The sequence below is a fragment of the Paenibacillus sp. G2S3 genome, from assembly GCF_030123105.1.
GTDB lineage: Bacteria > Bacillota > Bacilli > Paenibacillales > Paenibacillaceae > Paenibacillus_AQ.
This window is the reverse complement of record NZ_CP126095.1, coordinates 1,120,933-1,133,369: the sequence shown is the minus strand read 5'-3', so window position 1 is coordinate 1,133,369 and position 12,437 is coordinate 1,120,933. Positions and strand designations below refer to the sequence as shown.

Below are 12,437 nucleotides of genomic sequence, written 5' to 3'. Positions count from 1 at the left end.
TCTCGGCTCTTCTTCAATGCCTAAAACAGCTTGGAAATGGTTAAGGGAAAGCGAATCTGATCACGCCATCCCTATCCTGAATTAACGCTTACTGTGCCAATCCTTCGGCGAGAAACAAATGAAAATACATCTTGATCTGTTCCTTGTCCAAGGGAGTATGTGTTTTATTCAGTTCAGCAGTCAATACAATATATAACCTGAACATGACTACAGATACGATTTTAGGATCGCAAGGTTTGATTTCTCCCTTTTGGAGCGCTTGTTGCACCTCCCGTTCTAAATATTCTAAAACTAAGTTCTCGATCTTCTCGAGCCCTTCTCCTGCCTGCGGCGTTCCGAACTCGCGACTCTCCTGGGAAAGCTTGATGAATAGCTCCTGCTCACTTCGAAATTCCAGCAGGGCATCCAGCACACGATGCAGGTTATCAAAGAAAGGTCTGTCTCGCCTGATCTCGCGATCAGCAATCATCTTCATTTCTACCATCATATCGCGCAGGATCTCGTCAAACAATTGCTCCTTGTTCGTAAAAAAGGTGTAGATGGTTCCTTTTCCAACATTTGCGATCTTAGCAACCTGATCCATGGTAGTCGCCTTATAGCCGAATAATGAAAAAGATTTTGCTGCGGCCTGAAGCACCTGCTGTCTTCGATCCACCACTGCCACCTGTGCCCACTTCCTTTCTCCAGAAAATATCGTTACCGCTGACTTTCTGACCACTTTACTAATCCGGTCAATTGGTCATTCATTACTTTAACATGTAGCTTTGCAGTTTGCAATACTTTAGAAAATCTTTTATTTTTTTATTTATTGCAGGGTTTTAACTTTCTATTTACGTCTTATTTGTATAATGTGAGTAGAGAACAATTTTCCCTAATCTAATTGAGAAGAAATTCCGCATTTCTATTGAAAAGGAAAGTAGCAGGTGAACTTATGCGAAAGAAAAGAGTACTGCTGTTTTCGGAAGGCTTCGGTACGGGCCACACAGGAGCAGCCTATGCTCTGGCCGAAGGAATAAAGCTGCTGAATCCGGATGTCCAGTGCCGAGTCATCGAGCTAGGAAAATTTCTTAACCCGATGGTCGCCCCATGGATTCTTTCCGCTTACCGAAAAACAGTTAGCAGCCAGCCTAAGCTGGTCGGCATGATGTATAAGACACAATATCATAAATCATTGAACCCGTTGACTAAGATGGCACTTCACCGGATTTTTTATACACATGCCTCTCAAGTAATCGAGCAGCTAAAGCCTGATTTGATTATTTGCACACACCCCATTCCGGCCGCTGTCATTTCCAGACTAAAGCGTCGTGGATTGGAGGTCCCGCTGTATACGTTAATTACAGATTATGATGCACATGGTAGCTGGGTAAATTCCGAGGTCAACCGATATCTCGTCTCTACCCCACGCGTCAAATCTATTCTAACAGGCCGAGGGATTGCTCCTGAGCTTGTAACGGTCACCGGCATACCTGTCCATCCGAAGTTCTGGGAACGGTCCAACAAGACGCTGCTCCGCAAGGAACTAGGTCTAGCCGATATCCCTACTGTACTCATCATGGGTGGAGGCTGGGGACTGATGTTCGGCAAAGAGATTATGAATTCACTCACAGCCAGAATGGATAACATCCAGCTCATCTTCTGTATGGGCAGTAACGAGAAGCTTATAGCCAAAATGAAGTCCAATCCAAGACTTAATCATCCTAACGTCAGGATTCTTGGATACACCAGTGAAATCAATAAACTGATGGATGCCTCCGACCTTCTAATCACAAAGCCTGGCGGTATGACCTGTACGGAAGGTCAGGCAAAGGGAATTCCAATGCTCTTCTATAAAGCTATTCCAGGTCAGGAAGAGAAAAACTGCCAATATTTCGTAGAGCTAGGACTAGCAGAGGTGCTCGACTGTGAGGTAGTGAACAAATGGTTCTCTATGATGCTCCGTGAGTATTCTGTTCTCGAAGAGCAGCGCAAACGCCGTCTCGCCCCTGATAAGCATCAACCGCAAAGCTGCGCGACTACCGTTCTTCAGATGTTAGGCAACCCCGCAGACAAAACAGCTGATATCAGAGGAGCAAGATCTCAAGCCCGAGGCGAAGAGCCTGTGTGCATTACACCATAAAGAAAAGCAGGTAGCCAGGGAAATCCCCGGATACCTGCTTTTTTTTGTGTTAACATGTGATCGGGATTTATTATATTTCTATACTTTCGCCAGCTTTAAGCGGAAATCCCTCTATCTCCTCTTGGCGCAGACGATCACAGAAACCCGCAGCATCCTGAGCAATATCCGGAAAAGTATTGTAATGAAGCGGTATGACCTTGTCCGCTTGCAGCCAGCGCGCAGCAAGGAGCGCATCATCCGGTCCCATGGTCAGCATATCGCCTATGGGCAGAGCCGCCAAGTCAATCGCAGTTCTCTCACCAATCAGACGCAGATCGCTGAATAATGCGGTGTCCCCAGCATGGAATACCGTCTTCCCTTCTATCGTCAATAAAATCCCAGCAGGCTGCCCAGCATAAATCCAAACGTCGCCTTCCTGAATCGATGAGGAATGAAACGCCTGAGTATATTTAACGGTAATGGCATCATAAATATGAGTGCCACCTATATTCATATGTTTAACCTTGGCACCCTTCATTCGACAGTATTCTGCAAGCTCAAAAACAGCAAAGATCGGACAATCATTCTGCTTGGCAATTTGCACAGCATCACCTAAATGATCAGAGTGACCGTGAGTCAGTAGCACAGCATCTACAGTAATGTCATCAGGTGAAATGCCGGAGTTCGGATTTCCTGACAAAAAAGGGTCAATAATAACTTTCGCTTGCTCTGTCTCTACCAGCAGTGCTGAGTGTCCGAAATAAGTGATCTTCATGACAATTCTTCCACCTCCAGGGTTATATAGTCTAGTTTACCCTATAAATAGCTGAGGTTCACAGATTAGGTCAATTATTTATAAAAAGTATGATTACCAATGGTCTTTACATACTCCTGCGAATGATGCACGGTAAGATCCTGCGCAAGCTTAAGCGATAGGAAATAATAAGTATTATCGGGAACTTCCTTTACTCCGGAGAGCGCAGCGTTCACCGCTTTAATACTATCATCATTAGGATTCACACGTTTAAGACGCCCGTTAGCCACAGGACTGAATTGGTGCTTTTGATAAATGACCTTATATATCGTGTCGGGGAAATTGGCTGACCGTAGCCTATTCAGAACAACGTTGGCAACTGCCACCTTGCCCTGGTACGGTTCACCTTCCGCCTCTGCCATTACAATTTTTTGTAGCAGAAGCAGTTCTTCTTCGGATACTGCGTAGCGCCGGGTTGCTTTACTTTGCTGCTCCTGGCTTAATAGCTCGGTCCGAGAGAAGTACAATGTTGTGAGGGGATTTTTCTGAGATGCTGAGACTGTCTTAACCACAGTCTGAGCGCTCTTTTTTGCTGTCGCCTTCTGCGCAGCTGGATTAGATTGTGCTACATCAGCCTTTACCCGAACTATGGAAGCCTGCGATGTATTTTGTGGCTTTATTTTATTTTTACTAAGCCATTCTACATTCTGCTTTGGTTTCCAAGTGGAACTGAACAGGTTAACTGTGTTATAAAGCTTATTCGTTTGTGAAACTTTAGTAGTGCCCCTCGTCTTACTAGATATTGAATCTTCTTGCAAATAACTAATTACCGATGCTCGGCTGGTGGATTGCAGCTTATCCATCTGCACATTATCTATTTTCCCCTCGGCAACCTGATTAGGCTGCATTAAGCTTATGGCAGAGAAACACACTAGTATAACGCCAACAAGCAACGCGATACAGCGGTTTTGTTTAAAGATTAACATGATATTCCTCCTATTTCACGGCACATTCCTATTGTATGTAACCGAAAACGGAAGCTTTGAAAACTAAACTATCGATTCAAAATGTAATATTTTCAATCATTTCATACATAGGAATGGCATACATTCTGGTAGCATACAACACAAAACTATCAATCGTCCAGTCTCTATGAAAGATTTCTGATCTTTTTTCATCATCCAATTTCAGTAAGATTTCCAGCAATTTATCATCAAATGAAATTTTTCCCCGGTACTTTCTAGCCACTGTGAGATGTGGTTTGTACTCCCTGGATTCGGCTGGAAAACCTAAAGGAGCTGTCGCAGAGTGTACTCTCGCAGCTAGTGAATTCAGCTCCTCTAATTCGCCAGAAACCCCTATCCATAATACTCTTGGAGCCTCGTGAAGACCGAATGTATTCCAATTGTCCAAGGATAGTTTGAACGGGCGACATTGCTCTGCCATTTGCTTCAACGCCAAGATTAAATCCGGGATTTCCGTCTTCGGGGTGTCTCCCAAAAATTGCAGGGTAATATGATAATCCTCTGGATGAGTCCATTTTGCGAAATGATACTCTTGAGATAGTCTAGAGCACTCATCCGCCACAACTTGTTGAAGTTCTGAGGGTAATTTCACAGCAATAAACAATCGTTCTGAATCTCTATCCGACACGTTAGCATCCATATCAATTTCACCTTCTCCTATAGATTTGGTATCCTTATCCTATAACATTATCCACTTTCATCAAACCATAGAGCAGGAGGAATACATCATGACTAAGTCCATTGTATGTTTACAACCACTTACAGCCGAGCAACAAGAAAGGGTCAAAGCAGCAGCCCCCGGGTATACATTCACACAAGGAGACGGCAAAAATCCGGATTTACAGCTACTTGCTGATGCTGAAATCGTAATCGGCTGGGCCAAAGGCATCGGCGATACGCTTCTTCGTCCAGATACACCCCTTCGCTGGGTCCAATCCTGGTCTGCTGGAATTGAGAAGCTTCCACTTGAGCGTTTAAAGGAGCGTGGAATCCTGTTGACTAGTGGGAGCGGAGTGCACGCCGAGCCTATTTCTGCGGTAATCTTCGGCTTCATGCTTCTCTTCACGCGTAATTTGCATACAGCCGTTCGTAATCAGATGAACCGCTACTGGAATTCTGACGGCAGTGAAAGTGAATTGTTCGGAAAGACAGCCGTTATTGTTGGAACCGGAGCCATCGGCAGCGAAACAGCTAGAATCGCTAAAGCCTTCCGGATGAAGACGATCGGAGTAAGTCGCTCAGGTAAGCCTCTCGCTGATTTTGATCAAGTGTATACCACTGACCACCTGCCAGAAGCTGTTAGCCAAGGCGACTTCATCATCAATATACTCCCTATCACCAATGAAACTAAGCATTTATTTAATACTGCAATCTTCTCTGCCTTTAAACAAGGCTCCTATTACATTAACGTTGGACGTGGAGCGACTACCGATACTGAAGCTCTAATCCATGCACTGAATCGTGGACAGCTTCGCGGTGCCGGATTAGATGTATTCGAAACCGAACCCCTACCGCAGGATCATCCGCTTTGGACTATGGAGCAGGTAGTCATCACTCCTCATTCTGCTGGTGTAACGGATCAATACGCTAATCGAATCGTAAATATTTTTACCGAAAATATGAATTCCTATTTATCTACTGGCACTCCATCCCTAAATCTCGTTGATTATGCTCGCCAATATTAAATTTAGGATTTGATTATTAGGAACACTTGTTCTATAATAAAAAAATCCATGAGTCACACATAAAGAGAGGTTAGCAAAATGGAGGTTATCCAGAGGCAGCAGAACAATACGGTAATTTAAAAGAGGATCTTGCGAATCAATTCCCGAAGGACATTGAGGCTTATATGGATGGGAAAGAAGCATTTGTCACCGAACTAGAAAGAACAGCGCTTGAATGGTATTCAAATCATCAACTATAAACTAATCATACAAAATAGTCCCTGCTACCCATTAGACAATCCTAATGGACATGCAGGGACTCTTATTTCACACTTAGATTGCAGCGCTCTTATTTAGAAGCTATGATCTCGTCAATATAAGCTGTAGCCGTTCCAGCTGTAGAAGGCGTAACAAACTGAATGCCAATGGCGTCCACTTTTTTCAAATTCTCAGGCGATAGATTGGAATTGTTGCTGAGATCAATCATGAACTCTTTGAATCCATCTTGAGCAGCTATCTTCGCACCCGAATCTACCCACACTGCATAGCCACCTAATTGAAGAAACAGCTTTGCTTGTACGTCTGGATGGTCAGAGACGATTCTAACTTTAGCAGTAAGCTTGGAGAATGAGCTCAGATCAAGGGCAGCTACTTTTGATGCTGCTATAAAAGGATCCTTATCCTCTCCATTCCATGCGAAATCAAGCTTCAAAGATTGCTTGCCTTCAGCATATACATCAGTTGATACTGTGGCTGTACCCCAATTGAAGGACCACCCGTCATTTCCCGTCTCGAAGCCATAGTGCACATCCGGGACAGCTTTCTCCAGAGACACTTCCTTCAAATAAAGCTTCGCAGTTCCTCCATCATTGGAAATATCCTCAATTTTAATCCCAATCGTCTTTACAGCAGCCAAATCTACGCCCACCCCTGCTGCTGCAGTCGGCAGTGAAATAGATAAGGTCGTATAACCCTTAGAATCTACAGGTACAGAATCGCCGCTGTCGCTCCATTTCCAGTCCGCACCTGTCTTGATGAATAGACGCGCTTTAGCTGCACCACTCGAGAGCTTAACCTTAGCGCTGATCGTTTCCAGCCCTGTAATATTCAGCTTCTCAGGATTAATAGCAAGTTCAAAGGATTCTTTGGAGCTGCCATTTGCATCATTGCCAGTATTAATCAAATCAAATTGTACACTTGCCGCTTCTTCATTGCCATCAAATGTTGGAGGTTGAGCGTTGGCAGACGAACCGTTTGTTGTAGCCCATCCTGCAATATCAGCTTCTGTAGTGAAGGCGTACAACACGCCAGGCTCATGTCCCTGGGAACCTCCATTTCCTTCTTCCGACATATCCGGAAGTGTCCGGTCATAGACCGCTTGAATATCATCAAAGTAGAGCGAACCTTCATGGCTCTGTCCATCCATAGCATTCACATACAAGTTGAAGCTCTGAACTTGCTTCAATCTTTCCTGTGTAAGCTCTCCGGCTTTCCCCCAGCTCATCTCCGTCAAATTCTTCAAACTTAATACTATTTTACCGTTCTTGTCTGGATTAATGACCGGATAAGCTTCGAAATATCCTCCATCAATGACAAGCTGCACCACTAGCTTAAGCGGTTCACCTTTCTCTGCATAAGCGTTGTCTCCATCAGAAGCTACCCACATACTGAGTGCATTATAGTCGGACCAGTCCAGCGAACCCAGACTTTTACCTACTCCGGTATAACCTGCATTATTAATCGTATAGTGCAGTTTCATCCCGTAATCCCCGGATGCCTTATGCTCGGAGCTTAAAGATACGCTCACATCATCTCCGCCAGCCTTAGGATATTTAGCTGCCAAGGCTTCATTACTGGAGCCATATGCTTCAAAATTATCCACCAGCGCCTTATCAGCAACAGGTGCAGTATACGTATTATAAAGCCCGATATTATCTACGTAGATTGGCAATTCACCTTCAACTTCCAAACCACTGCCAACAATAGATATCGCTAATCCAGTCGCTTCTGCTGATTTAGCGGCATTATCCAGATCAATCGAAACATCGAATTTATAATATTGTAATCCACCTATGTTAACTGTCTCTAGATCGGACAAAGATTTATAGGATGAATCCATGCCATACTTCGTATCCCAATCTGGTGGCAACTGAATCACACTGCGTACCGCAGCATTGTTAGCCTCATTCTGTGCAGACTCTGGAATTAACACCGAGAACTTCACACGTGTAACTTGGGAAAGATCCACTCCACCCAGTGCCAGATCATTCAATTGCAGCTTCAATTCCTGCCAAGTATCCTCAGCGGTCAGCCCTTCAGTAATGTTAATAACAAGCTTACCGTCAGCTTCAAGTGATGTATGTTGCAAGACAGTCTTGATCGTCTCTGCGTTATTGGCGAGCCCCGACCAAGTACCATTGTTTTGGATTTGCTCCAAATCCTTCTCTGTATCAAAAGTAATTACCTTTATTGGCGCTTCATTGATTTTCAAGAATACGGAGTTAGTTTGCGTAAGTGTAGTATCTCCTGTACCGTATGCTCTCACTGTAATCTCAGTTGAACTGCCATTCAGACTAGCATCTGGCTGCCAAGAAGCGCTATAGTAGCCGTCCGTACCGAGCGTCATTTCCACTTCTACTCCAGAATCACCCACAGTATAGGTCACTTTGCTAGGCACTGTATTCAGCACCTTGGCCCGAATGACGGTCACGGCATCTGTTACTGTACTGATATTATTCGGAGTTACGATGTGCAGGAAAGGTCTCTTTGCTGCAACTTCAACTTCGAGATTGTACTTATTATCTCCTTTCACATCACTCGCAAAAGCCGTGAAATCATCTTTATAGAAATTCACAAAATCAGGAAGCAACTCATGATCTGCTTTATTAGGAACATTCTTATAAGGAACATACAGATTATTACCTTCACCGAAGTTCGCCCAAGTCAGCATATACGATATTTTTGCTGCATCAGGATCAGCCTTGATCGCATTCAATACTTTAGTGAACCATTCCAGCTCATTATTGCCTGTTGTTTTCATACCAGCAGCACTATAACCATACTCAGATAGGGTAACAATTTTACCTTTGTCTTGAGCAAGCTGAGAAATCATCTTAAGGTCTTTAACAAGACCATTGAGGAAAGCTTCCGAACCGGCATTCTCCTTGTTGTCATACTGATCCATTCCAAGAATATCAACAAATTGATCACCTGGATAAGTTGTTAAATATTCACTTTCATTTCCATTAAAAGATCCGTTTGGTGAGAATACATAAAGGAAGTTATGAACGCCTTTAACATCACGCAGGTATTCGACTGTATATCTGTAAAGTTCCGCGTATTCACTCTTTGTCGTTGTAGCCGCACCCCACCAGAACCAACCTCCATTTTGTTCGTGGAAAGGACGGAACAGAACTGGAATTAGGTTGCCATCGTCGTCCTTAAGATTGTTCGCAAAATCAGAGATGCGATCCAGATATTTATTAAACTCTCCATTCTTATCTCCACCCGGCAAAATACGTGCTACTACCGAGCGGGTTGCTCCTTTGGAATTCCCTGTATCGTTAAAGCTTCCACCCGTTACAAAATTGTACGGATGTGTACTCAGCGTAACAATACCACCCAAATCATGGGCCTGCTTCATGGCAGCAGATAGTCCTAATCTACTCGCTTCATAATCTCCGCTAACTCCAGGAGGATTCTCATATCCATCTAAACTAAGGGTATCCCAACCAAAAACCGCAGGATAATCACCCGTGGAGCTGTATACATCAGAAATAACATTTCCGTTCTTATCCTTTCCGGCAAAAGAGACGGTAGTATCATGCTGATGACCGAACATGACTTGTTTGCCGCTCTTGCTGTCCAGATAAGCAAACAACGATTTGGTAGCAGCCGATGCATCTTCGTCAACGATATGAACCCCAGCTTCCGGCGTTGCCGTTGGAGCAACTGTTGCGGTAGGTTCTGGAGTAGCCGTTGGTACTGGCGTTGCTGTAGGCTCTACACTAGTTCCCCCTGAGCCACCAGGAGCCGGTGTGCTTGTTCCTTGGCCTACAAGAACTCCATCCTTCACAGTGTATGTTCCTGCTACTAGAGTCACTCCATTTAAGACTACAGAGGAAGCACTTACTACAAGCTTGCTAATGGTACCTTTAGTTGTAATCAATGTTCCCGTTGCACCACTACCAACCACAAGCTGATCGATTGTAGAGTCTGAGCCTACTTCTATTATAGAAGCGCTATCAATAATCAGCTGAGTGATGGCCGTACGGCCCTCTATAACGACCCGAACTTTCCCTTCAGGACGATTCACTTTTACAGCAGCGAATTTAGAATTTTTTAAATGAATCGAATGCTCGCCACCACCAGATATAAATACATTCCCTTGTACAGCTACATCCTCCAAGATACCCTCACCATTACCAATACCGGAGGTAAGATAAAGGTTCCCTGATGCAGCTATATTCTTCAGTTCAACCCCACTACGATTAATGACAACATTCCCTTGGATATCTCCCCCAGTGAATGTACCGGCTGTGTTGTAGTAGCCGCCAACCAATTTGTCAACGATAGTGACTACCTCTGCCCTTGTAATTGGGTCGCTCGGACGAAATGTACCATCTGGATAACCGGATAGAACTCCACTCAATGCCCCGATAGCCTCTTTAGCATAAGCGCTGATGGATGCTTGATCTGTAAAGTCACTCGCTTTAGTATTTGGCTCCAGTGAAAAAACAGAAGCGAGCAATGCTGCAGCATCTTGACGAGTTACCTCAGTATCCGCTTTCGCTTTATTATCAGGAAAACCTTTGTAATAGCCAGCTTGCTTCGCTATAGATAAAGCGCTTGCATACCAAGCTTTAGCAGGCACGTCCGAGAATGACATTTCCGAAAGAGTGCTAAATCCAAATAGCTTATTAATGATACTTACAAGCTCAGCACGCGTTACTTTATGATCCGGCTTAAAAGAGCCGTCCGGATAACCTTGAACAACACCATTACCTTGCCACTTCTCTATACTTTCTCCAGCCCAGTGCGTCTTGAGGTTATCATTTGTTTTTCCGTTAGCTAGCGCAGGCACAGCCATTGTAACGAGCATTACTGCTGTAAGAAATAAAGCAAAGCTTTTTTTGAACCTCTTCATTCGTTTTACCCTCCCGTTTTGTAAAGGTTTTCATTATTACTCAAGTAGAAGACTCAACTTCTTTATCACCTCCCCATTTATTACCAATAATAATTTAGTTATTATATTAGCATTATATAAGCACACAAACAATAACTTATTTCTAAAATCAGTTTTTTTGTTATAAAAAATACTGGATAACACCGTAAATACACATCAATACAATCAAATATACGATAACAAAACACTAACAAAATATTTATTTTTCAATAAAACACAAAAAAACCAATCTCCAATATTGGAGACTGGCTTTAATCTTCTCGTTTATCTAATCCAAGTCATAGATCGACCCGACTTTCAATCCATATAGCTCATTGTATATTTTCTCAGCAAAGGCATCCGTCATCCCTGCGATATAATCAATCACCATATGCTCCCACGTCCAGATGGGATTGGCTTGTTTCTGATCCTTCTCGAAGCGTTGCAGCCAGTCCGATGGAATAATGGCTTTGGACGTTTGCGGATCAAGAAAAGCTCCCCATAAACGGCGCAAAATCCATTCACTACGCTTCTGAAGCCGCTGCACACGTAGATCACGAATCATCGTGACCCAAGCGAAGCTTTTCAGCACACTTACGGTCCGTAGCATATCCTCATCTTCTTTTCCTTCCTTTATAAAGGTGACCTTCTTCCAGTCTCCATCAGGGATCACACCCAGGCTAGCAACGAAGGTGCTGACCCAGTAAGCCTTAACTTCACGCCGAGTTCTGGAATAGTCGTTCTCGCAGGTTGGCATCTTCTCCATCCATACTCTAAGAAATGAACTAAGCACCTCTTCGACCTTAGCGCGAATGCCTTCTTCTTCCCAACCCTTCCAGAAAAAATCCTCTAACGTTGTGATTTTCTCTACGATTAGCCGCTGAATATAGGAATCATGCATAAAGTGTTCATGCACTTCAATCTTTCCAGCCTTAATCCCGTCCTCCAGATCATGTGCAGAATAGGCGATATCGTCGCAAAGGTCCATCAGCTGAGCTTCCAACGTTTTCTTACCTGCTGGTATTCCCCACTCTTTGCGAATCTCCGAAATATATGCCCATTCGTGAAGGTACATTCCCTTTTTCAGCGAGGTGCCGGGAAACGGATATTTATTAATTCCGAGTAGCACTGCATCTGAAAGATTTAGTCCATCAATATTCTCACGCTTCTCCAGAAACATAATCAGCCGATAATTATGAGCGTTGCCTTCAAAATGCTCATAGCGCTGCTTCATCTGCTCATGAATGAGTAGCTTATCTGCACCTGTTGCTCCAGCTTGCAGAGCAGCCTCATTCGTCTTTTTTTCAATAAGCTGGTCCAAAATGGTATCAAGCACCTCTTCCCCCTTATGTCCGAAAGGAGGATGACCAAAATCATGAGCAATGGCCGCGCATTCTACGACCTCTGGATCTATTACAAGTCCCGGATTGTCCGCTTTACTTGTCTCCACTTCTGGGTAAGATCTAAGCAGACTTTTCGCAGCCTCACGAGCAATCTGAGCCACTTCAAGTGAATGAGTTAGACGCGTCCGGTAATAGTCACCCGTGCCAGCCCCGAACACTTGAGATTTGCCTTGCAGCCTACGAAAAGTAGGCGAATGAATCAAACGTGAATAATCACGCTCATAAGCAGCTCTCGACGTTTCTAGGCGGGTAATCTCCGGATATTGCCGGTGTTCTCTTTTTTCAATAAGTGTCATATTCCCACCCCTAACCAAATGTCTATATATTGA

General features: G+C 44.0%; 8 protein-coding genes and 1 pseudogene. 3 read left to right on the top strand and 6 right to left on the bottom strand.

The genetic code is table 11. The annotated features are described in order from the left end of the window. Positions 1-88: 88 nt before the first annotated feature. Positions 89-664: a TetR/AcrR family transcriptional regulator gene (locus QNH28_RS04950; RefSeq protein WP_094871433.1), complete on the bottom strand. Its 576-nt coding sequence runs from the start codon at positions 662-664 to the stop codon at positions 89-91. 267 nt (positions 665-931) lie between these two features. On the opposite strand from QNH28_RS04950, the gene QNH28_RS04945 reads away from it, so the two are divergent. Continuing rightward, complete coding sequence (locus QNH28_RS04945; RefSeq protein ID WP_076299152.1) at positions 932-2,119, top strand: MGDG synthase family glycosyltransferase; 1,188 nt, start codon at positions 932-934, stop codon at positions 2,117-2,119. 70 nt (positions 2,120-2,189) lie between these two features. On the opposite strand, the gene QNH28_RS04940 is transcribed toward QNH28_RS04945, so the two are convergent. The 3 genes from QNH28_RS04940 to thpR form a co-directional block, all read right to left on the bottom strand. Then, complete coding sequence (locus tag QNH28_RS04940; protein ID WP_283910413.1) at positions 2,190-2,873, bottom strand: metal-dependent hydrolase; 684 nt, start codon at positions 2,871-2,873, stop codon at positions 2,190-2,192. Positions 2,874-2,947: 74 nt separating this feature from the next. Then, complete coding sequence (locus QNH28_RS04935) at positions 2,948-3,838, bottom strand: cell wall hydrolase (RefSeq protein ID WP_283910412.1); 891 nt, start codon at positions 3,836-3,838, stop codon at positions 2,948-2,950. Between the two features lie 76 nt (positions 3,839-3,914). Further along, positions 3,915-4,517, bottom strand: a complete 603-nt coding sequence (gene thpR / locus QNH28_RS04930; RefSeq protein ID WP_283910411.1) for an RNA 2',3'-cyclic phosphodiesterase — start codon at positions 4,515-4,517, stop codon at positions 3,915-3,917. Positions 4,518-4,605: 88 nt separating this feature from the next. Here thpR and QNH28_RS04925 point away from each other — a divergent pair, with 88 nt between their 5' ends. Next, positions 4,606-5,562 carry a D-2-hydroxyacid dehydrogenase gene (locus tag QNH28_RS04925; protein WP_283910410.1) on the top strand — a complete coding sequence of 319 codons (957 nt, stop codon included), beginning with the start codon at positions 4,606-4,608 and terminating at the stop codon, positions 5,560-5,562. Positions 5,563-5,663: 101 nt separating this feature from the next. Further along, a pseudogene (locus tag QNH28_RS04920) lies at positions 5,664-5,801 on the top strand (GrpB family protein); the annotation flags it as partial. Between the two features lie 89 nt (positions 5,802-5,890). Here QNH28_RS04920 and QNH28_RS04915 read toward each other — a convergent pair. Next, positions 5,891-10,687: a glycosyl hydrolase gene (locus QNH28_RS04915; RefSeq protein WP_283910409.1), complete on the bottom strand. Its 4,797-nt coding sequence runs from the start codon at positions 10,685-10,687 to the stop codon at positions 5,891-5,893. Positions 10,688-10,994: 307 nt separating this feature from the next. Beyond that, entirely contained in the window at positions 10,995-12,404 is a 1,410-nt protein-coding gene (locus QNH28_RS04910) for a deoxyguanosinetriphosphate triphosphohydrolase family protein (RefSeq protein WP_283910408.1), read from the bottom strand. Positions 12,405-12,437: the final 33 nt, after the last annotated feature.